This window comes from Leeuwenhoekiella sp. H156 (assembly GCF_052218455.1).
Classification (GTDB): Bacteria; Bacteroidota; Bacteroidia; order Flavobacteriales; family Flavobacteriaceae; genus Leeuwenhoekiella; species Leeuwenhoekiella parthenopeia.
In genome coordinates this window covers 825,376-849,538 of record NZ_CP197499.1, presented here as the reverse complement: position 1 = coordinate 849,538, position 24,163 = coordinate 825,376, and the positions used below count along the sequence as shown (strand labels likewise).

Annotated in this window: 22 protein-coding genes; 7 read left to right on the top strand and 15 right to left on the bottom strand. The window is 42.8% G+C overall.

Translation table 11 applies throughout. The features are described from left to right. Positions 1-12: 12 nt before the first annotated feature. The gene (locus ACSSS3_RS03490; RefSeq protein ID WP_442846466.1) at positions 13-894 is read left to right on the top strand and encodes a bifunctional 5,10-methylenetetrahydrofolate dehydrogenase/5,10-methenyltetrahydrofolate cyclohydrolase; all 882 of its coding nucleotides are present in this window, start codon (positions 13-15) and stop codon (positions 892-894) included. A 53-nt stretch (positions 895-947) separates the two neighbouring features. Here the strand turns inward: ACSSS3_RS03490 and ppgK are convergent, their stop codons facing one another. The 11 genes from ppgK to ACSSS3_RS03435 all read right to left on the bottom strand — a co-directional run bounded on the left by ppgK (position 948) and on the right by ACSSS3_RS03435 (position 8,559). Then, positions 948-1,691, bottom strand: coding sequence for a polyphosphate--glucose phosphotransferase (gene ppgK, locus ACSSS3_RS03485; protein WP_442846465.1), 744 nt, complete (start codon positions 1,689-1,691; stop codon positions 948-950). A 58-nt stretch (positions 1,692-1,749) separates the two neighbouring features. Beyond that, complete coding sequence (locus ACSSS3_RS03480) at positions 1,750-2,229, bottom strand: thiol-disulfide oxidoreductase DCC family protein (RefSeq protein ID WP_442846464.1); 480 nt, start codon at positions 2,227-2,229, stop codon at positions 1,750-1,752. Then, positions 2,204-3,265 carry an AI-2E family transporter gene (locus tag ACSSS3_RS03475; RefSeq protein WP_442846463.1) on the bottom strand — a complete coding sequence of 354 codons (1,062 nt, stop codon included), beginning with the start codon at positions 3,263-3,265 and terminating at the stop codon, positions 2,204-2,206. The genes ACSSS3_RS03480 and ACSSS3_RS03475 overlap by 26 nt, the downstream gene beginning before the upstream one ends. Next, positions 3,262-3,681 (bottom strand): VOC family protein, encoded by a 420-nt coding sequence (locus ACSSS3_RS03470; protein ID WP_442846462.1) that lies wholly within the window; start codon positions 3,679-3,681, stop codon positions 3,262-3,264. The genes ACSSS3_RS03475 and ACSSS3_RS03470 overlap by 4 nt, the downstream gene beginning before the upstream one ends. 21 nt (positions 3,682-3,702) lie before the next feature. Continuing rightward, a complete protein-coding gene (locus ACSSS3_RS03465) occupies positions 3,703-3,948 on the bottom strand; it encodes a DUF7218 family protein (RefSeq protein WP_228229552.1) in 246 nt (81 codons plus the stop codon). 93 nt (positions 3,949-4,041) lie between these two features. After that, a complete protein-coding gene (gene rluF / locus ACSSS3_RS03460; RefSeq protein ID WP_442846461.1) occupies positions 4,042-4,842 on the bottom strand; it encodes a 23S rRNA pseudouridine(2604) synthase RluF in 801 nt (266 codons plus the stop codon). Positions 4,843-4,852: 10 nt separating this feature from the next. Then, the gene (locus ACSSS3_RS03455; RefSeq protein ID WP_442846460.1) at positions 4,853-5,692 is read right to left on the bottom strand and encodes an alpha/beta fold hydrolase; all 840 of its coding nucleotides are present in this window, start codon (positions 5,690-5,692) and stop codon (positions 4,853-4,855) included. 48 nt (positions 5,693-5,740) lie between these two features. Further along, the gene (locus ACSSS3_RS03450) at positions 5,741-5,944 is read right to left on the bottom strand and encodes a hypothetical protein (protein WP_228229549.1); all 204 of its coding nucleotides are present in this window, start codon (positions 5,942-5,944) and stop codon (positions 5,741-5,743) included. Between the two features lie 138 nt (positions 5,945-6,082). Further along, positions 6,083-6,448, bottom strand: a complete 366-nt coding sequence (locus ACSSS3_RS03445; protein WP_442846459.1) for a cupin domain-containing protein — start codon at positions 6,446-6,448, stop codon at positions 6,083-6,085. Positions 6,449-6,475: 27 nt separating this feature from the next. Beyond that, complete coding sequence (locus ACSSS3_RS03440) at positions 6,476-7,021, bottom strand: hypothetical protein (protein ID WP_228229547.1); 546 nt, start codon at positions 7,019-7,021, stop codon at positions 6,476-6,478. 17 nt (positions 7,022-7,038) lie between these two features. Next, complete coding sequence (locus ACSSS3_RS03435) at positions 7,039-8,559, bottom strand: helicase HerA-like domain-containing protein (protein WP_442846458.1); 1,521 nt, start codon at positions 8,557-8,559, stop codon at positions 7,039-7,041. Positions 8,560-8,712: 153 nt separating this feature from the next. Between ACSSS3_RS03435 and ACSSS3_RS03430 the strand changes: the two genes are divergently transcribed. Further along, complete coding sequence (locus ACSSS3_RS03430; protein ID WP_228229545.1) at positions 8,713-9,345, top strand: 7-carboxy-7-deazaguanine synthase QueE; 633 nt, start codon at positions 8,713-8,715, stop codon at positions 9,343-9,345. Between the two features lie 95 nt (positions 9,346-9,440). On the opposite strand, the gene ACSSS3_RS03425 is transcribed toward ACSSS3_RS03430, so the two are convergent. Next, entirely contained in the window at positions 9,441-9,983 is a 543-nt protein-coding gene (locus ACSSS3_RS03425; protein WP_442846457.1) for a DUF2911 domain-containing protein, read from the bottom strand. Between the two features lie 246 nt (positions 9,984-10,229). On the opposite strand from ACSSS3_RS03425, the gene asnB reads away from it, so the two are divergent. The 4 genes from asnB to mdh all read left to right on the top strand — a co-directional run bounded on the left by asnB (position 10,230) and on the right by mdh (position 16,475). Next, the gene (gene asnB, locus ACSSS3_RS03420) at positions 10,230-11,915 is read left to right on the top strand and encodes an asparagine synthase B (RefSeq protein ID WP_442847392.1); all 1,686 of its coding nucleotides are present in this window, start codon (positions 10,230-10,232) and stop codon (positions 11,913-11,915) included. Between the two features lie 317 nt (positions 11,916-12,232). Beyond that, the gene (gene gyrB / locus ACSSS3_RS03415; protein ID WP_442846456.1) at positions 12,233-14,173 is read left to right on the top strand and encodes a DNA topoisomerase (ATP-hydrolyzing) subunit B; all 1,941 of its coding nucleotides are present in this window, start codon (positions 12,233-12,235) and stop codon (positions 14,171-14,173) included. A 144-nt stretch (positions 14,174-14,317) separates the two neighbouring features. Beyond that, a complete protein-coding gene (locus ACSSS3_RS03410; protein WP_228229541.1) occupies positions 14,318-15,322 on the top strand; it encodes a DUF6588 family protein in 1,005 nt (334 codons plus the stop codon). Positions 15,323-15,548: 226 nt separating this feature from the next. After that, positions 15,549-16,475, top strand: a complete 927-nt coding sequence (gene mdh / locus ACSSS3_RS03405) for a malate dehydrogenase (protein ID WP_228229540.1) — start codon at positions 15,549-15,551, stop codon at positions 16,473-16,475. Between the two features lie 70 nt (positions 16,476-16,545). Here mdh and ACSSS3_RS03400 read toward each other — a convergent pair whose 3' ends face one another. Further along, complete coding sequence (locus ACSSS3_RS03400) at positions 16,546-19,101, bottom strand: adenosylcobalamin-dependent ribonucleoside-diphosphate reductase (protein ID WP_442846455.1); 2,556 nt, start codon at positions 19,099-19,101, stop codon at positions 16,546-16,548. Between the two features lie 538 nt (positions 19,102-19,639). On the opposite strand from ACSSS3_RS03400, the gene secDF reads away from it, so the two are divergent. Then, positions 19,640-22,651 carry a protein translocase subunit SecDF gene (secDF, locus tag ACSSS3_RS03395; RefSeq protein WP_442846454.1) on the top strand — a complete coding sequence of 1,004 codons (3,012 nt, stop codon included), beginning with the start codon at positions 19,640-19,642 and terminating at the stop codon, positions 22,649-22,651. Positions 22,652-22,728: 77 nt separating this feature from the next. Here secDF and ACSSS3_RS03390 read toward each other — a convergent pair whose 3' ends face one another. Both ACSSS3_RS03390 and ACSSS3_RS03385 read right to left on the bottom strand, forming a co-directional pair. Further along, positions 22,729-23,646 carry a glutaminase gene (locus ACSSS3_RS03390; protein ID WP_442846453.1) on the bottom strand — a complete coding sequence of 306 codons (918 nt, stop codon included), beginning with the start codon at positions 23,644-23,646 and terminating at the stop codon, positions 22,729-22,731. A gap of 33 nt (positions 23,647-23,679) precedes the next feature. Beyond that, the gene (locus tag ACSSS3_RS03385) at positions 23,680-24,159 is read right to left on the bottom strand and encodes a DUF192 domain-containing protein (RefSeq protein ID WP_442846452.1); all 480 of its coding nucleotides are present in this window, start codon (positions 24,157-24,159) and stop codon (positions 23,680-23,682) included. Positions 24,160-24,163: the final 4 nt, after the last annotated feature.

The window sequence follows — 24,163 nt, the reverse complement described above, 5'->3', positions numbered from 1 at the left end:
ACTGAATAAAAAATGACAATACTAGACGGAAAAAAAACCAGCGACGATATTAAAAACGAGATTGCTGAAGAAGTAAAAGCGATGAAAGACCGGGGCGAAAAGGTTCCGCATCTCGCAGCTGTTTTGGTAGGAAATGACGGAGCTAGTCTAACCTACGTGGGCAGCAAGGTGAAAGCCTGTGAGCGTATTGGTTTTGAATCTACCCTCATCCGTCTTCCGGAAGAAACTACTGAAGAAGAATTGCTTGATCAGATTAAAAAACTCAATGCAGATACTGAAATTGACGGCTATATCGTTCAGCTTCCGTTACCAAAACATATTGATGAGCAGAAAGTGCTTCTTGCTGTTGATGCCGATAAAGATGTAGACGGTTTTCACCCTACAAACTTTGGTAAGATGGCTCAGGATATGCCGGTTTTCATTCCTGCAACACCTTTTGGTATTATGGAATTGCTCAAGCGTTATGAAGTTCCTACCGAAGGTAAACACACCGTTGTTATTGGCCGCAGCCATATTGTAGGTCGCCCTATGAGTATTTTAATGTCTCAAAAAGGAAATCCCGGAAACAGCACCGTAACCCTGGCGCACAGCCGCACAAAAAATCTGGAAGAGCTTACCAAACAGGCCGATATCATCATTACTGCTTTAGGGGTGCCCGAATTTTTAAAGGCTGATATGGTTAAGGATAATGTCACCATAATTGACGTTGGGATCACCCGTGTGCCCGATACGACCAAAGAACGCGGTTACCGCATTACCGGTGACGTAGATTATGAGGCGGTAAGTAAAAAGGCAGATTTTATCACACCGGTACCCGGTGGAGTAGGACCTATGACAATCGCGATGCTGTTGAAGAATACCTTACTGGCAAGAGCACGTCACAATAAAAACTAAGTTGATGATTACTTGAACTAAAAAAGAGGCTCTAGAGCCTCTTTTTTAGTGTTTTATTTTAAAAGATGCCGTGCTCCCAGCGCAGCTCCTATGATACCCGCATGATTGCGCGTATGCGCAGCCATAATGGGAATATCGGTTTTAAGGTATTTGATATACTCATCCAGGTTTTTACTGGCACCCCCGCCTATGATAATCAATTCGGGCTGAGACATGGTACTTAACATCTGTATAAACTGGTTGAAGCGTTTACCCCATTTTTTAAAACTCATATCATTGTCGAGACGCACACGTCTTGAGGCGTATTCTTCAATACTTGTCTTTTTCTTGTAGCGCATTTGTCCCAATTCAAAGTTTGGTATGAGTTCGCCGTTAAAAAACACGCCACTGCCTATACCGGTTCCAATAGTGACGACAACAACAAGACCTTTTACGCCTTTTCCCACGCCAAATTCCATTTCGGCAAGGCCTGCCGCATCTGCATCATTCATCACATTTACGGGGAGACCTATACGTTGTGAGATCATATCATCAACCTGAACACCCAGCCAGGATTTGTCGAGATTTCCGTGTTCTAATGCTTTTCCTTTGTGGATAACGGTAGGGAAACCCACACCTACAGGACCTTTCCAGTCCCAGTGTTTTACCACTTGTGCAATAGTCTCAACCATTGCTTTGGGTTCGCGTGGAACGGGCGTGTCAAGCCGGAAACGCTCTCCCAGATATTCTTCTTTAGTTAAATTAACAGGTACCCCTTTGATGCCTGAACCTCCTACATCAACGCCCAGTATTGCCATAAAGATCTCTTAAATTTTAGGCTGAAATTTTCAGCATGAATTAAAATGAATAGGCAATTTATTGAAAAACCACAAAAAAGAGCCCAATTATACCCAGAATATACATAAGCCAATAGGGTCTGAACTTTAAAGGATCGCTGCCAAACATCATTTTGGTCAATTTAAACATTGCCGGTCTGTGCTTCGCTATAAAATTATAACCGTGATCGCTAAGCTTTCTAAATGTCACATTTTGTGTGTACCAGCGATGATAGGGATACTCTTTTTTGGAAGAATAATCATAACTACGGTAAGCGGAGTCAGGGCCGGCATAAACAGAGCCGTCCGTTTCAATAAGACGACTTGCTTTTTTAAATTCTTTTAAAGGAATGTCAGGAAAATCTGCTGCAGCCTGCTGAAAGGTTCGGTATTCGATGGAATCTCTCGTCATCCTTTGCCAACGGGTTACCCAGTACTTGCAAAACCCGCACTTACCGTCCCAGATAAGTACCGGTTTATCTTTTGGTGGAAATTCAGTCTGTGGTATTTTCTGAAACATGCTCTTCCTGGTGTTGTTCGAGTAAGGTATCGGGATCTCCGTATTCCTGCTTGTAAATTTTCACAATCAGCAAAAACAGGCTAATGAGTAACGGTCCAAAGATTAACCCGATAAATCCAAAAAGAGGAACCCCTACGATTACCCCTATTAATGTTACCAGTGGATGTACATTAGCCAGGCGCTCTAAAACATAAAGGCGTATCAGATTGTCTGTAGAGCCTACAACGACCAGCCCATAGATGCCAATCCCCAAAGCTTGCAGATTATTGCCGCTGGCAACCAATAAAATTACAACCGGGACAATACCCAGCAAGGTGCCTACAAAGGGAATCATACTTCCTATCGCCGTAATAACAAACCAGAAAAAAGGATCAGGTACTCCGAATATAAAAAAGCCAATCAGCGCTACAATTCCCTGAGCCAAGGCTACAAGCGGAATGCCCAAAGCATTGCTTTTTACCATGGCCCGGCTTTCTTCTCCTATGCGCATTATGTTTTCCTTCCCTAGCGGAATAAATGCATATAAATATTCGTGCAGTTTTTCACGATTGACCAGCATATAATAGAGAATGAAATACATGATGCCCACTGCGATAAACACATTAAAGGTACCGCCCGCCAGATTTTGTAAGTTGGTGGATACCCAGCTGGTTATAGAGTTGGTGTCAATAGATTCGCTCACTTTGAAGCCCAAATCTGCCTCCCAGACCCCTATTTGATCTTTAATGACCTCAATAACGCGTTCTGAATTGTTTACCGCTTTCCCTATTTTATTAGTAAGCATCATCACGGTTAAACCGATGGGTACTAATATCACCACAAATGAGCCCAGCATAGCCAAACCGGCAGCATAGCCCGCTTTCCAGCCTCTTTTGATAAGTCGTTCTACAGTATTGGTCAAAAGAACATACAAGGTAATGGCACCTAAAACTCCCGATAAATACGGGGTCATTTCTTCAATAATTAATACCGAAAGAAATAAAATGAGCAGTATTAAAAAAAGTTGCCTTACCAGTTCGGGTTTAAGTCTGTTCATTTGGCGAAAAGTTGAGAGATGTCTTTAAAGCTCTTAAATTCCAGAGTGTTTCCGCAGGGATCATAAAAGAACAAGGTAGCCTGTTCTCCGGGTAAACCTTCAAATCGAATGTAGGGTTCAATTACAAACTCAATATTTTTTTGTTTCAGCTTTTCTGCAAACTGATGAAAATCATCCCAGGGCAGCACCACGCCAAAGTGCGGTACGGGGACTTCCTTGCCGTCAACCGAATTGTGATGTACGTCATCCTGAGCGCTTTTGGGTTTGTAATGAATCACCAGCTGATGACCAAAGAAATCAAAATCAACCCAGTGATCGCTGCTGCGACCTTCGGTTAGTTCTAAGGTGTCTCTATAGAAAATTCGGGCTTTCTGTACATCATCAACAGGAATAGCCAGGTGAAAAGGTGCGGGCATTGGTAGGTGTTTTTGGTTGTTTTAGTTATTGCGCAGCGCTTCGATAAGTTCGCTTTTGCTCATCTTCGAGCGGCCTTCAATGCCTACTTCCTGAGCTTGTTTGTATAGTTCTTCTTTGGTTCGGTCCTCGTAGTCTTTGGCTTTGCCTCCTTTTTTACCCGCGTTTGGGGTGTTGGCAATACGAGCAGACTTTTCTTTGCTATAACCCTGCTCTCTTAGCGCCTCATACTGGTCTTCATTTTTAACGGAAGGTCTCTCATCTGCCATACTCCATAATTCTAAAGTGATTTCTTTAAAATTAGTGGGAATTTACGAGTTGCAGGATAGGATTAACACAGGTTTATAAACTGAAGTAAATCACTACTCCTTTCTGCGCCTTCTGGGTCCGGAAGGGATAAAGCCCTTCTGTGCCGAAGCTTCACCCTGCTGATCAAGATAGGTTTTAGAACTGCCTTCCAGAAGCCTGTTGAGTTCAGCAAGTTCGGCCGGGGTAAATTGCCGGTATTTGCCCACTGCAACATCCAGATGAATATTCATTATACGCACGCGTTTAAGGCGGGTTACCTCGTAGCCGAGATACTCGCACATACGGCGTATCTGACGGTTAAGTCCCTGAGTGAGGACAATCTTAAACCGGTTTTTCCCCAGTTGCTCTACCTCGCATTTACGGGTGATGGTATCGAGTATGGGCAGGCCGTCTGACATTCGCTTTACAAACGATTCGGTAACCGGTTTATCAACTTCAACGATATACTCTTTATCGTGATTGTTACGGGCACGCAGAATTTTGTTGACGATATCCCCGTCATTGGTTAAGAAAATAAGACCTTCACTGGCTTTATCGAGCCGGCCAACCGGAAAGATTCGGGTGGGGTAATTAATAAAATCTATGATGTTGTCCTTTTCAACCCGCGTGTCTGTGGTGCACACAATCCCTACCGGTTTGTTGAAAATAAGGTAAACCGGTTTGTCTTTCTCCTGCACAACCAGTTTTCCGTCTACGCGAATCTCGTCTGCTGTCGTAACTTTTGTGCCCATTTCGGGTACAGCGCCATTTATGGTAATGCGTCCGGCATCGATAAGCTTGTCGGCTTCCCTGCGTGAGCAGAATCCGAGTTCGCTGAGGTATTTGTTGATACGTGTAGGTGTTTCGCCGGGCATAAGAATTGTTCTATTTAGATAGGAAAGTTATTATTTTCTCATTGACTTCACGATCATACAAGCTGTGATTGAGTCCTTCGGTTTCAATATATTCTGAATTTTTCAGTGCTTTATGAATCGCCCGGGAGCCTGAAGCAGGAGTAATGGTATCTTCCTTGTCGTGAATAAGCAGGGTAGGAGTCTGTATTTTTTTCGCGAATGCGGAAGACGAAAAATCTTTAGTTTTAAAATTGAAGCGTCTTTTGAAAAACGCTTCCAGGGCATCAATGGCTTTCTGATTAAGACCTAAAATAGCCCGGTATTGATCGACCAGGCTTTCCAGTTTATCAGGTGCGCCTAAGATGACCAGTTTCTCCATTCGTGTTCCTGAATCCTGCGCCTGATTATACAAAACGGTCATACCACCCATTGAATGGCCTATCAGGAATGCCGGTTGATAGATGGCAATAACCTGATCAAGAACCTTACTGTAGATAGGAACATATAAATATTTGCCATCACTATACCCGTGAGCGGGTGCGTCAAAGGCAATGATGTTGTAATTTTCTTTTTGGAGTCTGAAAATCATTTCCTTCCAACGATGCGAATGACTTTCCCAGCCGTGTACTAACACGATGGTTTTTCCGGTTCCTTTCCACCTGTAGGGTTGAATGGAGAGCCCTGTAACTTCAAGTTTGGGCTCCAGGTTAGAGTCTAAAAAATCCTGATGATGCGGTCCTATTTTTCCCTGACGGGGTTTGCTAAAAACGCGAAAGGCTTTTCTGGCAGAAGCACGCGGACTTAAGTAAGCCAGCGTATTAATATAAAATCCTAAAGATCCTACTAAGAGTTTTTTGAAAAGTTTTTGCATAAAAAAGCCCTCCTGTTTGGGAGGGCAAATATACGATTAAGCAGGTTGTTACTTCTTGCTTTCAGATTCAATTACATCAGTATCTTTTCGGTATTTAAGCAGAGAGATCCCCGAAAGGAAAAATATACCACCCAAAATAGCGAGAGCCCAGGGGCTTAATCCTGTGCTTAAACTTCCAAAAATGCCCATCACTCCGGCTACTAGCGCGATCGCTCCACCTATTACCATGATGATTGCTAATATCTTGATCATAATTTTAAAATATTGGTTATGGAGCTAAAGTACTGGAATAGGCGCAGAGCTTCATGTAGATTAACGAGCCTTTAAGCAACAATTAATACATATTTATAAATTACTGCGTGATAGTAAATTATAAAACTGGATTAATCATTATTCGGCTTCACGATTTACTTTTTCAAAATCGAAGGCAGACTTACATACCGAAATATAGGTGCAGGGCGCATCAAAAGGATTGCTGTAACGCACCCGGGTCTCGGCCTTAATCTGAATAGATTCTCCTGCCCGTAGAGTGAGTTGCTCGCCGTTTATCTCAAACTGCTTCTGGCCACTAATAATGAAGGTGTACTCGTCAAACTCGGGAGTTTGAAAAGGTTCACTCCAATGTGGCGGGGCAACCATATGGGCAATACTCAGATCACTCTGACCCGTGCTGGCTTTGCCAAAATGTTCGCCAATGTACTTGCCGTCATCAGTAGGTACTACAAAAGGTTTTTTCTGAATGAAATAGGTGCTCACTGCTTTAATTTTTAAAAAGGCTGAATATTACCAGCCTATCATAAAGTATTTGATTTTTGCCGCATCGGGTATTTCAGCTTCGGTCACTTTAGCTTCCATATCAAAACGCAGTTCGCCCTGAAGCTCTTTACGATCAATGGTGAAATACGCGTTGATGTCATCTACAAAAACCACCACACTGCTTATGAGCGTTTCGATACGCGAAATCTCGTAAGCGTCAGTAAGGTCTTTAAAGGTAGAGTTGAGGTTAATACCGGCCTCGGTAGTATATCTGGGGTCAAAGATCTGAACGGTTCTTATGGTTTTTGGCTCCCCTTCCTTAACGGGCATAAGACTCAAAAGCTGTTTTCCACCTTTTTCATAGATTTCAATAGCATTGATGTTAAGTTCTTCGCTGAGTCCGCTGTTTTGATCTACCACACTGTCATTTGCAAAAACAGTTTTCAGATCGCTTACCGGAGTTTCTTTAGTCAACGGTCCCACCTGAGTCGCAGTCACCTGAAACGGATTTTCTTTAGAGCAAGAAGTAACTAACATACCGGCAAATAGACCGGCTAAAAGGATTTTTTTCATAAAATAAGCTATGTGTTTTATTTAATCATTTTGTTTAAAATCCCCAGAACACCGCGTAATACAGTGGCACTGGTGAGTACTTTAATAATGGCTTTTTCGGTAGTATTACCACTTGAACGACTGCTGCTGCGTTTAACTGTTGCACGCTCGTCCCGGGCTTTTTCTTTAGCCTCCTCGGTTTCCGCCTTTTTTATTTTGGCATTAAGGATTTCGTAAGCGCTCTCGCGGTCAATACTGTCATTGTATTTAGGTATTAAGGCTGATTTTCGGTTGATATCGTCAATTTCGGCCTGACTCAAAATATCCATTCGCGACATAGGTGCACGCATCATAGTAGCCGCAAGAGGTGTGGGGCGTCCTTTTTCATCAAGTGCAGAAACCAGAGCTTCTCCTGTACCCAGAGACGTGAGCACTTCGGTTGTGTCGTAATATTCAGAAATGGGGTAGTTTTCGGCAGTAAGCTTGATCGCTTTACGGTCTTTTGCGGTAAAGGCGCGCAGGGCATGCTGAATCTTTAAACCTAACTGACTTAATACTCCATCGGGAACATCGGTAGGATTTTGAGTTACAAAATACAAACCTACGCCTTTAGACCGGATGAGTTTTACAATACTTTCTATCTGACTGTGTAAAGCTTTAGAAGCTTCCTGAAAAATGAGGTGGGCTTCGTCAATAAAGATGACCAGTTCGGGCTGCTCGCTATCGCCCTGCTCGGGAAAGGTACTGTAAATTTCAGCGAGTAAACTCAGCATAAATGTTGAAAACAGCTTCGGGCGATCCTGAATATCGGTAAGCCGAATGATGTTGATTTTTCCTCTTCCGTTTTCATCGAGACGCAACAGATCGTTTACTTCAAAAGACTTTTCGCCAAAAAAGACATCTGCTCCCTGCTGTTCAAGCTGAACAATTTTTCTCAAAATGGAACCTGCCGAGGAGGTTGAAATACGACCATACAGCTCCTGAATCTCCTCGCCGCCTTCATCTGTGGCGTATTGCAACACTTTTTTAAAGTCATTGAGATCCAAAAGGGGTAAGCTCTTGTCGTCGCAATATTTAAAAAGGATGGCGATAATACCCGCCTGAGCATCTGAAGCATCCAGAATACGTGAAAATAGCACGGGACCAAATTCACTTACCGTCGCCCGAAGCCGCACCCCATTTTGTTCCGAAAGGGTCAGGAGCTCTACCGGGAAATCTTTGGCTTCATAGGGCAGGCCTATTTTTTCGTGCCGCTCGTCAATTTTTGGATGTCCGGGGCTTGCTTTGGCAATTCCGCTTAAGTCACCTTTCATATCCATCAGCAATACGGGTACTCCTTTTTCCGATAGGTTTTCGGCCAGCACTTGCAGGGTTTTCGTTTTTCCGGTACCGGTAGCACCGGCGATCAACCCATGACGGTTCATAGTTTTAAGTGGAATTTTAACCAGAGCACCGGTAATGGTTTGCCCGTTTAACATAGCCGCTCCAACCGGGATCGACTCTCCCTTGAAGGTGTTGCCCGCAATGATGTGTTCTTTAAATGCTTCCGTTTGATCCATCGCTTAGATTTTGGTTTAAAAATAAGGATAAGATTGGTATTACAAGCGGGCGGGGAAAATTACCTCGGTTTAGCGTTCTGCGATTAGGGGTTTTAGTCAAATAAAATACACTTCGCTTTGGCATGCATTTCAGGCGGTGTATCTTTGCGCCCTATGACAAAAGAGGCAACAGCAAGCAGAGTAGAGCTGGGAGAATTACTCCCGTTGATGGAGGAGTTTTACACCATTCAGGGCGAAGGTCATCATACCGGTACCGCCGCCTATTTTATACGTGTGGGAGGCTGCGACGTGGGCTGCCATTGGTGTGATGTGAAAGAAAGCTGGGACGCGGCCATACACCCGCCTACCGAAGCTGCTGCTATTGTTGCCAATGCCAAAAAATACAGCAAAACCATTGTAGTAACAGGGGGGGAACCTTTGATGTGGGATATGGAGCACCTTACAGGTTTGCTTAAAGCCGAAGGGATGCAGGTGCATATTGAAACTTCAGGAGCCTATGAGCTTACCGGAACCTGGGATTGGATTTGTCTTTCGCCTAAAAAACGCATGCTGCCAAAGCCCCGCATTTATAAGGAGGCAAACGAACTGAAAGTAATCATCTACAACAAGTCTGATTTTGATTTCGCCGAAGAACACGCAGCTAAGGTAAATGAGGCTTGCGAATTGTATTTACAGCCGGAATGGAGCGTTCGTGAAAAGATGACTCCGCTTATCGTAGATTATGTGATGGCAAATCCTAAATGGAAAATAAGCCTGCAAACGCACAAGTACCTCAATATTCCCTAATTGCTGCTTTCAATCTGAACGTATAAAGCATAGAAAAGCCCCTTTCAAAAGAAGGGGCTTTTTTGTATAATTAGTTTTTAATTCTTATTAAGAGACTATTCCTCAACTTCCTCAAACGGAACCTGAATATACGTATCGTCCCAGCCTAAAAACATATCAGAACCGGCTTCGGTGGGTTGAAAGGAAATGGAAAACGATTCAATAGGTGCGGCAGTCTTACGTGCAGGAGTAGTAAAGCGCAACAAATCGCGCTCTTTCTTGTAGCCGTAAGCTCCCCAGGTATCCAGATCTTTATTTAAAATTACAGTCCATTCCTTTTTGCCCGGAATGGTAAACAACGTGTAAGTGCCTGCAGGTACCATCGAGTCGCCAACCATCATATCGCGGTAGAATTTAATTTCGGTAGACTCATTAGCTCCGGTACGCCATACTTCACCGTATTTCTCCAGTTTGCCAAAAATCTCCCGGCCTTTTTTCTGAGGACGGCTATAAATTACACGTACTCTGGGCGCCTTGTCCTGGCCTCGGTACATCGCAATGTCTAACGGACTTTTATCGGGATCTGTGAATTTTTGTGCCTGAACATCTATGCTTAAAAGCAGAAATGCAATTGCTATGGTCTTTACTATATTGTTCATTAGATAGTGTTTATGAAGTGGATGTCAACTTTCGTGCAAATGTACAATGTGGACTGACTTTTCTTTAGTTAATAGGGTCTTAAAATCCCATTTGTAATTTAAAAACAGGAAGAGTGCTTGTTTTTGTTCCAGATTTACCTAAATAAACTCAAAAAAGTTATCAATTGTAATCATATATCGCTTTTTTGTTTGTGAGTTAATATGTAAATAGCATCTTTGAACCATCAAATTAAAACAATTACAATTATGTGTGGGATCGTATGTGCCTATGAATTGAAACAGCCTGCTGAAGTTTTAAGACCGCAGCTTTTAGAAATGTCAAAAAAAATACGTCATCGTGGTCCGGACTGGAATGGAGTGTATAGCGACGAGAAAGCCATCTTAGCTCACGAGCGTTTATCAATCGTTGACCCGGCTTCCGGAAAACAACCCTTGTTAAGCCCTGACGGAAAACTTATTCTTGCCGCCAATGGTGAGATCTATAATCATAAAGAATTACGCAAACAACTTAAAAAGCAATACGATTTTCAGACGCAGTCTGACTGTGAAGTGATTTTAGCTTTGTATCAGGAGGAAGGTCCGGCGTTTTTAGATAAGTTAAACGGAATCTTTGCTTTTTCATTATACGATGCTGCTAAAGACGAGTACTTTGTAGCCCGCGATCATATGGGGATTATCCCACTTTATATGGGCTGGGATCAGCACGGTACTTTTTATGTAGCTTCAGAACTGAAAGCTTTGGAAGGGACCTGTACAAAAATCCAGTTATTTCCTCCGGGTCATTACCTGCACAGCAGTGACGGCGAGCTTAAACAATGGTACAAGCGCGACTGGATGGAGTACGATGCCGTTAAGGAAAACGAAACCAGCATCGAAAAATTAAGAGACGCCCTTGAGGCAGCAGTTCACCGCCAGTTGATGTCTGACGTGCCTTATGGCGTATTGCTTTCGGGTGGGCTAGACTCTTCGATCACTTCTGCGGTTGCTAAAAAATACGCAGAAAAACGTATTGAAAGTGACGATCAGGATGGAGCCTGGTGGCCACGTCTGCACTCGTTTTCTGTAGGTCTTGAGGGATCTCCAGATCTTGCTGCAGCTCAAAAAGTAGCCGATCATATAGGCACTGTACACCACGAGATCAAATTTACCATCCAGGAAGGTCTTGATGCCATCAGAGATGTGATTTATAACCTGGAGACTTACGATATCACAACGATTCGTGCTTCAACCCCAATGTACCTTATGGCCCGTGTCATCAAGTCTATGGGTGTGAAAATGGTACTTTCGGGTGAAGGTGCAGATGAGGTTTTTGGAGGATATCTTTATTTCCACAAAGCGCCAAACGCTCAGGAATTTCATGAGGAAACCGTGCGTAAATTAAGCAAACTGCATATGTATGACTGCCTGCGTGCAAACAAATCGCTGGCAGCATGGGGTATAGAAGGTCGTGTTCCATTCCTGGATAAAGAATTTATGGATGTCGCGATGAACATCAACCCTCAGGATAAAATGATCAACGGGGAGCGTATGGAAAAATGGGTGTTGCGTAAAGCCTTTGAATCGTATCTTCCCGAAAGTGTAGCCTGGAGACAGAAAGAACAATTTTCAGATGGCGTAGGTTACAGCTGGATTGATACCTTAAAAGAAATGGTGAACGAAAAAATAAGCGATGAGCAGCTTGCTAACGCGAAATACAAGTTCCCGATACAGACCCCAACAAACAAAGAGGAATACTATTACCGCAGCATTTTTGCAGAACACTTCCCGAGTGATGCGGCAGCATGGAGTGTGCCTCAGGAAGCTTCAGTGGCTTGTAGTACCAAGATTGCCTTAGAGTGGGACGAGGCGTTTAAAAACATGAACGACCCATCTGGTCGTGCAGTTGCAAACGTGCATAGTGATGCCTATGGTAAAAAGAAAGAGTTGGCCTAACAGATTTCATAAACTACCAGCCAATTAAGAAGCGTTTTCGGGTAACTGAAAACGCTTTTTTTATGCTTTTTGAAGTAATCAAATCCTTCCGGCACCGATACTCAAAAATGAGGGCTGTTTTTTCACAATTTGTTGATAACTTAAAGCCTTTGGCTCGGCTTTTGCTCCTTTACTGGGAAGCCTTTTTTTATATTTGTTTGCTATCAAAAAACACATCTTTAGCGTGTGTTTTGTCGTGTTTTAAGCACCCTTTTGATCTAAAGCAATATGTTTTCCGCTTTAAGAAAAAACAGAACAATTTAACCTAATAAAAATATATGAGCGAAGAAGCCAATAAGAAGCAGTATTCTGCAGACAGTATTCAGGCGCTGGAAGGAATGGAGCATGTGCGCATGCGACCATCGATGTATATAGGAGATGTAGGTGTACGTGGTTTGCATCACCTGGTTTATGAAGTTGTTGACAACTCTATAGATGAGGCGATGGCCGGTCATTGTGACGCCATTGATGTGATTATAAATGAAAATAATTCAATCTCGGTTAAAGATAACGGCCGGGGTATTCCGGTAGATTTACACAAGAAAGAAGGCGTTTCGGCACTTCAGGTGGTAATGACCAAAATTGGTGCCGGGGGTAAATTTGACAAAGATTCCTATAAAGTTTCCGGTGGTTTGCACGGGGTAGGGGTGAGTTGTGTTAACGCACTATCAGACCACCTTAAAGCAACCGTTTACCGCGATGGTAAAATCTGGGAGCAGGAGTATGAGAAAGGTAAGGCTATGTATCCGGTAAAGGCTGTTGGTGATACCACAGATCGTGGTACGGCAGTGACCTTTTTGCCAGATCCTACCATTTTTCAGCAAACTATAGAATTTAACTACGATACGCTTGCCAGCCGTATGCGTGAACTGGCTTATTTAAATAAGGGGATAACCATTACCCTGATGGATAAGCGTCAGAAAGATGATAAAGGCGAATTCCCGGTAGAGACGTTTCATTCTGAAGAAGGTTTGAAGGAATTTGTTCGCTTTTTAGACGGTAACCGTCAGCCTATTATTGGTCACGTTATTTCTATGGAAGGCGAGAAAAATGATATCCCTGTTGAGGTTGCGATGATTTACAACGACAGTTATGCAGAAAATCTGCACTCGTATGTAAACAACATCAATACTCACGAGGGAGGTACGCACCTTGCCGGTTTTAGAAGAGGTTTGACCACTTCATTGAAAAAATATGCCGATGCTTCAGGGATGCTTGATAAGCTGAAATTTGAAATCGCCGGTGATGACTTTAGAGAAGGTCTTACAGCGATAATTTCGGTGAAAGTAGCTGAGCCTCAGTTTGAAGGACAGACCAAGACCAAATTGGGTAACCGCGAGGTGACTTCTGCGGTATCTCAGGCTGTTTCTGAAATGCTCGAAATTTATCTGGAAGAGCATCCGGATGATGCTAAAACCATCGTACAGAAAGTAATTCTTGCCGCTCAGGCACGTCACGCCGCCAAGAAAGCGCGCGAGATGGTGCAGCGTAAGACGGTGATGAGTATAGGCGGTTTGCCCGGGAAACTGGCAGACTGTTCTGAAACCGATCCTCAGGCCTGTGAAGTATTCCTGGTAGAGGGTGACTCTGCGGGTGGTACTGCAAAAATGGGTCGTGATCGAAACTTTCAGGCGATTCTTCCGCTTCGCGGAAAAATTCTGAATGTGGAGAAAGCAATGCAGCATAAGGTTTTTGAAAACGAGGAGATCAAGAATATTTTTACGGCTTTGGGTGTAACCATTGGTACCGAAGAAGATAGCAAAGAGCTCAACCTCACTAAGCTGCGTTATCATAAAATCGTGATTATGTGTGATGCCGATGTCGATGGTAGCCACATTGCAACCTTGATTTTGACGTTCTTTTTCCGTTATATGCGCGAACTCGTTGAAGGCGGTCACGTATATATTGCGACTCCACCGCTTTATTTACTTAAAAAAGGTAAAAAAATGCGTTATGCATGGAGTGATAAAGAGCGCGATCAGTATAACGAAGAGATGGGCGGTAGTGCCTCGGTACAGCGTTATAAGGGTCTTGGGGAGATGAATGCCGAGCAATTGTGGGATACCACGATGAACCCGGAATTTAGAACCCTGCGTCAGGTAACCATAGACAACGGTACCGAAGCAGATCGTATATTCTCTATGCTAATGGGTGATGAGGTGCCACCACGTCGTGAGTTTATCGAGAAAAACGCGATTTACGCAAATATTGATGTGTAACATCTTTTAAATAATTTGGAAAGCCCGTCTTGAAAAAGTCGGGCTTTTTTGTTTTTAAGCCTTTGGTCTTTAAGCGGTTTTGTTATTTTTGACGGCGTATAACGAATTTTAAATTCAATCTTACTTAACCAAATCAATCAGGGAATGAAAAAAACACTACTATTTGGATTATTGGCTTTGGGCTCAACAGGCCTTTTTGCACAGGAAGATGATGGCTTTGAAGCCATTGTAAAAGCCGGAACAGCAGATGCTAATACGCTGATGGGCGCCTATATAGCACCGGCGATGGAAGGTCTGGTCTACAGCATGTCTGGCGGCTGGTATCATACGGCAAAAACGCATAAGCAATGGGGTTTTGATATTACTATTGGCTTTAACGGAGCAATTGTTCCTTCTGAGAAAGAGATGTTTGCAATAAGCAGTCTTAATTTTCAAAATGAATTAATTAATAAGAGCGGAGACATTACGCCTACAGTTGCGGGTAGTGGTGTGCCTGTAGATCTTGAATTTCGCACACAGGATGGAGATGAAGTGAGTTTTACCATGCCCGAAGGTGTAAAGGATGACTTGCCGCTTAACGCTGTGCCCGCACCTGCAATTCAGGCGAGTTTGGGTGTTTTTAAAGGGACAGATTTAATGGTGCGTTTTGTGCCCGAAGTGGGTAGTGATGATGTGAAAGGGAAGCTTTTTGGAGCCGGTTTTAAACACGACATTATGCAATACTTTGGTCCTTTAGACAAATTGCCTTTAAATATTTCTGTTTTAGGTGCTTTTACCAATATGAATGTTGACTACGATATTCAGGCAAATTCTGATTTAGAAGGAAGCAATCAGGCTGCAGAGTTCAAACTGAACTCCTATACCGTGCAGGGTGTTGCCTCGCTTGATTTCCCATTTGTCACGGTTTACGGCGGTTTGGGATATACAGGGGGTAAATCTGAAATCAATGTTTTGGGAACTTATAAGTTTGAATACGATAATGGTCAGCCTGGAGAAGTGGTTGATCCCATTGCATTGTCTTATAATCCTTCAAGCGTGCGTGCTTCATTAGGAGCCCGTTTAAATCTGGCCTTCTTCAAAATCTTTGCAGATTATACTGTGCAGGAATACAGTAATTTAACGGCCGGTATTGCATTTAGTTTCAGATAGCGATACTTTTTTAGGAATATAAGCCGCTTTCAGCATAACCCAGGCTGAAAGCGGTTTTTTTATGTCAAAAGCTGAGGGTTTGTATTTCTCTTACCGCTAAGGATTACCTCATTTTTTAACTTTATAAGTCTCTAAAGATTAAACGAAGTCGTATTTTTGCGTCCGCAAACGATACCGCATAAGGTATTGTGTTTCATATACTAATTAATTTAAAAAATACATACCCATGAAAGTTACCGTAGTAGGAGCAGGAGCAGTAGGTGCAAGTTGTGCCGAATATATCGCAATGAAAAATTTTGCTTCAGATGTTGTTTTAGTTGATATTAAAGAAGGATTTGCAGAAGGAAAAGCAATGGACCTGATGCAAACCGCTTCACTGAACGGTTTTGATACCCGAATCACAGGGACTACCGGCGATTATTCAAAAACTGCAGGTAGCGACATCGCGGTGATTACCAGTGGTATTCCACGTAAACCGGGTATGACCAGAGAAGAATTGATAGGTATCAATGCCGGAATCGTGAAAGATGTAGCCGGTAACCTGATCAAGCATTCTCCTGATGTGACAATCATTGTGGTAAGTAATCCTATGGATACCATGACCTATCTGGTACATAAAACCACAGGTTTGCCAAAAAATAAAATTATAGGAATGGGCGGTGCTCTTGATAGCGCCCGCTTTAAATACCGTCTGGCAGAGGCTTTAGAATGCCCTATTTCTGATGTAGACGGAATGGTAATAGGTGGTCACAGTGATACCGGTATGATCCCGCTTACCCGTTTAGCAACCCGTAACAGCGTACCTGCTTCTGCATTTTTATCTGAAGAGCGTTTGGATCAGGTTATGGAAGACACTAAAGTAGGTGGAGCGACCCTTACTAAGCTTTTAGGAACTTCGGCCTGGTATGCTCCGGGAGCTGCGGTATCCGGTTTAGTGCAGGCTATTGCTTGTGACCAAAAGAAAATGTTTCCATGTTCAGCTTTGCTGGAAGGGGAGTATGATCTTGATGATATCTGCATAGGTGTACCTGTTATTTTAGGTAAAGACGGCATTGAGCGTATCGTGCCTGTTGATTTAACAGATGCTGAAAAAGAAAAACTTAAGGAGAGTGCTGATGCAGTGCGTAAAACTAACGGATTGCTTGAGTTGTAATCAATTTCTCCTAACTTAAAATAAAAAGAGCCGCTCATCGAGCGGCTCTTTTGTTCTTATATACTTGCGATTAACTACATTTTGAAGAACCGCAATCTTTACAGGTAAGGCAACCTTCCTGGTAGATTAATTGCGAGGAGTTGCAATTGTCGCATTTTTGCTTGCGGGCTTCGGTGCCATCTGCCACATAGCGCTTTAATGCACGCGCCACACCATTTTTCCAGGTGTTGATAGACGCGCTGTCCAGTTGCAGGCTATTGGTCAACTCGACTGCTTTTTCTATCGGCATGCCATAGCGTAGGGTTGTCGAAATCAATTTAGCGTAGTTCCAGTATTCCGGGTCAAACTTATGCGAAAGGCCTTCGATCGTGGTTTTATACCCTCTCTTGTTTTTGTACTGAAAATCGTAGCGAGAGCTTCCGTCTTCGTTTCGGTTTTTAATAATAAGCCCTTCTTCCACCCAACGCGGAATCAAAATTCCGTCTTCATCATCAGCAATACCGGTGAATATTTCGTAAGGTTTTCCGCCAATTAAACCAATAAAGGCAATCCATTTCTCTTTGTTGTTTTGAAAACGAACGATGTCTGCCTCCAAAACCTGTGGTCTTTTCGTAGGGAATGGTGTTAGCGTATCGGTATCTTCTTCCTCTTTCTTTTCTTCGTTAGAGATTAGTACACCAGAACGTGAACCATCACGATAAACCGTAACTCCTTTGCAGCCGGCCTGCCAGGCTTCAAGGTAAAGGTTGCCTACCAGCTCCTCATCTACATCATTAGGCAGATTAATAGTCACGCTGATGCTGTGATCCACCCATTTTTGTACCGCGCCCTGCATGCGCACTTTGTTGAGCCAGTCTACATCATTTGAAGTGGCTTCAAAGTAAGGCGATTTGGCTACAATAGTATTAAGCTCTTCCTGACTGTAGTTTTTGTCGGTTGCGATACCATTAGCCTGCATCCATTCTTTAAAGCGGTGGTGAAATACCACATATTCTTCCCAGCTGTCGCCAACTTCATCAACAAAATCAACGCGGGCTTCTTTATCATTTGGGTTTACTTTACGACGGCGTTTGTAAACCGGTAAAAACACCGGCTCAATACCCGAAGTGGTCTGAGTCATTAGACTGGTCGTGCCTGTTGGAGCAATAGTTAACAGGGCGATGTTACGACGCCCATACTCAAGCATATCGTAATACAATTTCTCATCGGCATTTTTGAGACGCAGGATAAACGGATTCTCTTTTTCGCGTTCCGAATCAAAAATAGGGAAGGCACCACGTTCTTTAGCTGCGTAAACCGAAGCGCGATAGGCTTCAATCGCGATGGTTTTGTGAATTTCCACAGAAAACTCAATGCCTTTTTCACTTCCGTACTTAATGCCTAATGCGGCCAGCATATCTCCTTCGGCGGTAATACCTATTCCGGTACGTCTTCCTTCTTCAGCCTTTTTCTTGATGTTTAACCAAAGATTGCGTTCTACCTGCTTCACTTCTTCGTTTTCCGGATCGGCATCAATTTTTTCCAGGATAGCGTCAACTTTTTCCAGCTCCAGATCTATGATGTCATCCATAATACGCTGCGCGTGGGCAATGTGTTTTTTGAAAAGATCAAAGTTGAAGGAGGCTTTGTCTGTAAATGGATTTTCAACATATGAAAACAGGTTGATCGCCAGCAGACGGCATGAATCGTAAGGGCAAAGCGGAATCTCACCACACGGGTTTGTCGATACAGTTTTGTAACCTAAATCTGCATAGCAATCGGGCACTGACTCCCGGGCAATGGTGTCCCAGAATAAGATGCCGGGTTCTGCAGATTTCCACGCGTTGTGAACTATTTTTTTCCAAAGCTTTTCGGCTTCAATTTCTTTTTGATTGATGGGATTGGGGCTGAAAATAGGATACTTCTGGGTGTAGTTCTTTTTGTCTTTTACCGCCTGCATAAAGCCGTCATCAATGCGTACCGAAACGTTTGCACCGGTTACTTTGCCCTGCTCCATTTTAGCATCTATAAAATCTTCGGCATCGGGATGGTTTATAGAGACCGAAAGCATTAACGCACCGCGGCGGCCGTCCTGGGCGACTTCGCGCGTGCTGTTTGAATACCGCTCCATGAATGGTACGAGTCCGGTTGAGGTAAGCGCCGAATTTTTAACGGGAGAGCCTTTTGGTCTGATGTGAGAAAGGTCGTGGCCTACACCGCCACGGCGTTTCATAAGTTGTACCTGCTCCTGGTCAATTTTCATAATCCCGCCATACGAGTCAGATTCACCACTGTTTCCTATTACAAAGCAATTGGATAAAGAACCCACCTGAAAGGGATTACCTATCCCGGCCATGGGGCTTCCCTGTGGTACAATGTATTTAAAGTCTTTTATGAGTTCAAAAACTTCTTCTTCCGTTAATGGGTTTGGATATCTGCTTTCTATACGGGCAATTTCGTTAGCGATACGACGGTGCATATCGTCCGGTGTTTTTTCGTAAATGTTGCCTTCAGAATCCTTAAGAGCGTATTTATTGACCCAGACGCGAGCGGCAAGATCATCACCTTTAAAATAGTTTAGAGAAGCTTTGAAGGCTTCATCCTGCGTAAACGTTTTAGAGACAGGTGCTTTAGTTTGTGTAGGCATAGGTAATATTTTAGAATTTAAATGCTGGAATTTCGAGATGTGAAGGTACACAATTTTATAAGGCAAGGTGAGCTTGTGTTTTTAAAAGTTATCAAAAATAAATTGTAAATAACTTAAAATCAGTTTTTTAAAAATTTGTCAACATTAAAAAGTTGACAAAAAAGTAATGTTTTAGGAGTTGCGGTTTGCCGGGGTTTAACTTCTGAAAATCAATTACCACGCTTTTAAAAAACCCTTAATCCTGGTAGTGATACCGCCTATTTTAAGTGGTAAAACCGAATTCCTTTTAAGGGGATTTTTCATTCAATTTTCGTGCTGTCTGTGATACTTTTTATAATGTGAACGAAGCCCGGAAGGAATATTAAAACCACCTGAATGCTCTTTTTTAAAATGAATAAAGACCTGTTTTTCAGATAATTAAAAGGTTAAAGAAATCAAAAAGATATTTATTGGCATTTCTGCCTTGAAACCCTATATTTGCACGTTTTACAAAATCGCCCGAAAAATGTTCGGGAAGAATCAATAAATAGTATAAGTAATGCAAAATAAAGGACTCATTAGAGTATTTGCGATTTTATTTGGGCTGGTAAGTTTGTATCAGCTTTCGTTCACGTATTTTACCAACCAGGCTGAAGATAAGGCGGCTGCTTTTGCAGAACAACAAGTGCCTACGACAGTGCCTGATTATGTTGATCGAAGAGGAGAAGTTGCCCGTCAGTATTTAGATTCTGTAGGAAATGATCCTATTGCTTTGGGTATTACCTACAACGATGCAAAAGAGAAAGAGCTTAATAAAGGTTTGGATCTTAAAGGGGGTATGAATGCGATTTTAGAGATTTCTGTTGCAGATATCCTAAGGGGTTTGAGCAATAATTCTACAGACCCGGCATTCAACCAGGCTTTAGACCAGGCAGCAGAAGCTCAGAAAGACAGTCAGAATTCTTTTCTAGATAATTTCTTTGATGCTTTTGAGGCTATCCCGGGAGACAATAAATTGGCATCTCCAGATATTTTTGCCAATACTACTTTGGGCGAAAAAGTAAACTTCAATATGACAAATGATGAGGTTAAGCCAATTATTCGTCGAGAAGTTGAAGAGTCTATTAAATCAGCCTTTGAAGTACTGCGTAATCGTATTGACAAATTTGGTGTTACACAGCCTAATATTCAGCGTTTAGATAACCGCTCGCGAATTCTTATTGAGCTTCCCGGTGCTACCGATATTGAGCGCGTTCGTTTTCAGCTGGAAAGTACTGCTCAGCTGGAATTTTATAAAACCGTTTTTGCAGGTGAAGCCGCTCCTTACCTTATAGAGGTAAACACAATTTTGAAAGACCTTGTAGCTCCTGCTGAAGAAGAAGAAGTTACAGAAGTTCAGGATTCTACCGAAACTACAGACGATTCTATTGAAGAATTACTTGCCAGTGAGGAAGATACTATTAGTCCTGCTACACAAAATAATCCGTTGTTTGAGCGTTTCAGCTTTAATCCTGCTTTGCAGCAGTATGGCCAGATTCCTGTAATAGGATATGCGCAGATTAAAGATACCGCTACCATAAACAGTTACCTTTCTAAGCCTGAAGTTGTGCGCGCAAGACCACAAAGTCTGCGTTATGCTAAATTCCGTTGGGGTACTGCAGAAGGTGAGAGCGATGTGTTGCCTTTATACGCTTTACAATCTGATCGTGCGGGTAACCCTGCGATGGATGGTGACGTAGTTCAGGACTCGCGTCAGCAATATACGCAGATGGGGCAGCCTTCTGTAGGAATTGATTTTGAAGGTCAGGGGCCTACCCAGTGGGCAAAACTTACCGGTGACGTTGCGGCAGAGGGTAGCGCTATCGCTATTGTTCTTGACGGAACGGTGTATTCTGCAGCGACTGCAAAACAAGAAATTAAAGGTGGAGGGACTGAGATTTCAGGAAGCTTTACGGTAACCGAAGCTCAGGATCTCGCTAACGTATTGAAAGCGGGTAAGCTTCCTGCTTCTGCAAAAATCATATCCTACGATGTAGTAGGTCCTTCTTTAGGACAGGAGGCTATCAACAGCGGTTTAATATCATTCGTTATAGCGCTTTTACTAGTTCTGCTTTGGATGGTTTTTTACTATGGTAAAGCCGGTCTTTTTGCAGATATCGCTTTGGCGGTAAACATTTTATTCATTTTTGGTATTCTTGCAGGACTTGGTGCGGTATTAACCCTCCCCGGTATTGCAGGTATCGTGCTTACCATAGGTATGTCGGTAGATGCTAACGTACTTATATTTGAGCGTATCAAGGAAGAACTGGCAAAAGGCAAGTCTCAGAAAGATGCAATTAAGGATGGTTTCAACAATGCCCTGTCATCTATTCTTGATGCCAACATCACAACTTTCCTTACAGCTTTAATTCTGTTCTTATTTGGTACAGGACCTATTCAAGGTTTTGCTACAACCTTAATGATAGGTATTGGTACTTCCTTATTTACCGCGATTTTCGTTACTCGTCTGTTTATTGACGGTTATGGGAAAAACGGGAAGTCGCTTGAGTTTTCAACGGCTGCAACACGTAACTTATTTGCCAACTTCAATAAAGATTTCCTTGCGAAGCGTAAGATTGCTTACATCGTAAGTGGAGCGTTGATTGTGGTGAGTGTAATTTCGTTATTTACAAATAGTCTTGACCAGGGTGTTGACTTCGTTGGGGGACGTAACTATACGGTGCGTTTTGAGCAACCTGTAAATGCTACAGAAGCAGAACAGAGCTTAGTTGCAGAGTTAGAAAGCGCTCAGGCTAAAACCTATGGTGAGGCAAACCAGCTGAAGATTACTACCAAATATCGTATTGAAGAGGAAACTTCTGATGTTGATGATGATATTCAGCAAAAACTCTATACTGCTTTAAAATCGTATTTACCTGCAGATTTGACTCTTGAACAGTTTGTAAAAGGCGGATCAAGCGATGCTAAAATTGGTATTTTGGAGTACAACAAAGTTGGTCCTACCATTGCAGATGATATTAAGAGAGATTCGTTTTGGGCCGTATTGGGGTCTCTTGTAGTGGTGTTCCTGTATATCTTATTGCGTTTTAGAAGATGGCAATTCTCTCTGGGTGCAGTTGCGGCTGTTTTCCACGACGTGCTTATCGTGTTAGGGATCTTCTCGCTGACCTATAAGTTTATGCCGTTCAATATGGAAATTGACCAGTCATTTATCGCAGCGATCCTTACCGTTATTGGTTACTCGCTTAACGATACCGTGGTTGTGTTTGACCGTATTCGGGAATTTATGAAAGAGTATGGTCCTTCCCGCAAAATGGATGTGATCATCAATCAGGCGATTAACAGTACCATCAGCCGTACGTTAAATACCTCGATGACCACCTTAATCGTATTGCTTGCAATCTTCATCTTTGGTGGAGCAAGTATTATGGGCTTTATGTTTGCATTGATCGTAGGTGTGGTAGTGGGTACCTATTCTTCGATTTTCATCGCAACTCCTGTGATGTTTGATACGATTCAAAAAAAGGCTCTTAAGCCTGAAAAACAAAAAGAAGAAGAGCCGGTAGCTTAAGCTTTCCGACCTAATTAGATAAAAAGAAACCCGATAGTAAAAGCTGTCGGGTTTCTTTTGTTTTAAAATGAACGGTTTTAAAAGACCGATTGTTCGGTTTTGGTGGTGAGCAATTCTAAGGCCTTCATTCCGCGCTCCGAATTTCCTTTGCTGTTAAGCGGCGGACTCCAAACTGCAACGCTGTAATGTCGTGGATGCACGGCCACAATACCACCACCTACGCCACTTTTACCGGGTAAGCCTATGCTGAATGCAAATTCGCCGGACTCATCGTAAAAACCGCAGGTAATCATCAGGGCGTTGATACGCTTGGCAAGCATTGGGTTTAGAATTGCGGCTTCTTTGCTCAGATCGTATTTACCGTAGTTCAGAAATATGGTAAAGGCCTTCGCGAGTTGTTTGCAACTCATCGCAATGGAGCACTGGTGGAAGTAAAAATCAAGCACCGTATCTACATCGTGATTGATATTGCCAAAGTCTTTCATCAAATGAGTTAATGCCGCATTGCGAAACTTATGTTCCATTTCTGAAGCAGCGACTTTCTCATCGTAATTGATGCTTTGATCTCCGGCAGCGTCGCGTACAAATTGTAGGAAGTCTTCTTTGGGATTTTTCAGTTCGGTGAGCAGTATATCTGCAACAACCAATGCACCTGCATTGATAAACGGATTGCGGGGAATGCCTTTTTCGTACTCGAGCTGAACCAATGAATTAAACGGGTCTCCTGAAGGTTCTACGCCAATACGTTGCCAGATACTGTTTCCTTTTAATTTCAAGGTCAGAGCGAGGCTGAGAACCTTTGATATACTTTGTATTGAAAAGCGTTCGTGCGAGTCGCCGGTAGCATACGATTCCCCGTCTGTGCATTGCAGGTAGATTCCGAATTTTCCGGGATCAACTTTTCCCAATTCCGGAATATAGGTAGCAACTTTTCCTGAGTTTTTTAAGACTGAAGTTTCTGCCGCAATTTCTTCAAGGATTATTTGATAGTTCATGACGTGACTGGTTTTGCGACAAATTGAAAAGATCTAATTGCGCTTCCAGCTTATAGAATCTCCTTCCTGAATATTCCAGGTTGCGGCTGAACCGGCGTTAACCTCTAAAACGTATTGTACAGGAACTTCAGACGGTAAGCTGGTTTCATCAAGAGGTCTTGCGTTTTTGATGATGGTTGCGATCTTTTGGTCTTTGGTAATGAAAAACAGGTCTAATGGGATGTAGGTGTTTTTCATATAAAAATTATGAGGCTGCTCGTCTTCAAAAACAAAAAGCATACCCTGATCGGGCTTCATAGAATCCCGGTACATAAGGCCGGTTTCGGTCTCGTATGCAGTTTCTGCAAGTTCTATGCTTAACGAAACAACACTACTGTCTTTCTTGAAAATCTCCAGACTTCCTTCGGGACTAAATGTGATCTTTTCCTGCGTTAATTCTTTAGGTGTATTTTCTGCTTTATTCTTGCAGCTTACAAAGCCTATAAAAAGCAGACTTAAGAGCAATAAACGCATAATT

Excerpts from the sequence above, each read along its gene's own strand:
- ACSSS3_RS03490 (WP_442846466.1), top strand. The coding sequence starts at position 13 with ATGACAATACTAGACGGAAAAAAAACCAGCGACGATATTAAAAACGAG.
- ppgK (WP_442846465.1), bottom strand. The coding sequence starts at position 1,691 with ATGGCAATACTGGGCGTTGATGTAGGAGGTTCAGGCATCAAAGGGGTA.
- ACSSS3_RS03480 (WP_442846464.1), bottom strand. The coding sequence starts at position 2,229 with ATGTTTCAGAAAATACCACAGACTGAATTTCCACCAAAAGATAAACCG.
- ACSSS3_RS03475 (WP_442846463.1), bottom strand. The coding sequence starts at position 3,265 with ATGAACAGACTTAAACCCGAACTGGTAAGGCAACTTTTTTTAATACTG.
- ACSSS3_RS03470 (WP_442846462.1), bottom strand. The coding sequence starts at position 3,681 with ATGCCCGCACCTTTTCACCTGGCTATTCCTGTTGATGATGTACAGAAA.
- ACSSS3_RS03465 (WP_228229552.1), bottom strand. The coding sequence starts at position 3,948 with ATGGCAGATGAGAGACCTTCCGTTAAAAATGAAGACCAGTATGAGGCG.
- rluF (WP_442846461.1), bottom strand. The coding sequence starts at position 4,842 with ATGCCCGGCGAAACACCTACACGTATCAACAAATACCTCAGCGAACTC.
- ACSSS3_RS03455 (WP_442846460.1), bottom strand. The coding sequence starts at position 5,692 with ATGCAAAAACTTTTCAAAAAACTCTTAGTAGGATCTTTAGGATTTTAT.
- ACSSS3_RS03450 (WP_228229549.1), bottom strand. The coding sequence starts at position 5,944 with ATGATCAAGATATTAGCAATCATCATGGTAATAGGTGGAGCGATCGCG.
- ACSSS3_RS03440 (WP_228229547.1), bottom strand. The coding sequence starts at position 7,021 with ATGAAAAAAATCCTTTTAGCCGGTCTATTTGCCGGTATGTTAGTTACT.
- ACSSS3_RS03435 (WP_442846458.1), bottom strand. The coding sequence starts at position 8,559 with ATGGATCAAACGGAAGCATTTAAAGAACACATCATTGCGGGCAACACC.
- ACSSS3_RS03430 (WP_228229545.1), top strand. The coding sequence starts at position 8,713 with ATGACAAAAGAGGCAACAGCAAGCAGAGTAGAGCTGGGAGAATTACTC.
- ACSSS3_RS03425 (WP_442846457.1), bottom strand. The coding sequence starts at position 9,983 with ATGAACAATATAGTAAAGACCATAGCAATTGCATTTCTGCTTTTAAGC.
- asnB (WP_442847392.1), top strand. The coding sequence starts at position 10,230 with ATGTGTGGGATCGTATGTGCCTATGAATTGAAACAGCCTGCTGAAGTT.
- gyrB (WP_442846456.1), top strand. The coding sequence starts at position 12,233 with ATGAGCGAAGAAGCCAATAAGAAGCAGTATTCTGCAGACAGTATTCAG.
- ACSSS3_RS03410 (WP_228229541.1), top strand. The coding sequence starts at position 14,318 with ATGAAAAAAACACTACTATTTGGATTATTGGCTTTGGGCTCAACAGGC.
- mdh (WP_228229540.1), top strand. The coding sequence starts at position 15,549 with ATGAAAGTTACCGTAGTAGGAGCAGGAGCAGTAGGTGCAAGTTGTGCC.
- ACSSS3_RS03400 (WP_442846455.1), bottom strand. The coding sequence starts at position 19,101 with ATGCCTACACAAACTAAAGCACCTGTCTCTAAAACGTTTACGCAGGAT.
- secDF (WP_442846454.1), top strand. The coding sequence starts at position 19,640 with ATGCAAAATAAAGGACTCATTAGAGTATTTGCGATTTTATTTGGGCTG.
- ACSSS3_RS03390 (WP_442846453.1), bottom strand. The coding sequence starts at position 23,646 with ATGAACTATCAAATAATCCTTGAAGAAATTGCGGCAGAAACTTCAGTC.
- ACSSS3_RS03385 (WP_442846452.1), bottom strand. The coding sequence starts at position 24,159 with ATGCGTTTATTGCTCTTAAGTCTGCTTTTTATAGGCTTTGTAAGCTGC.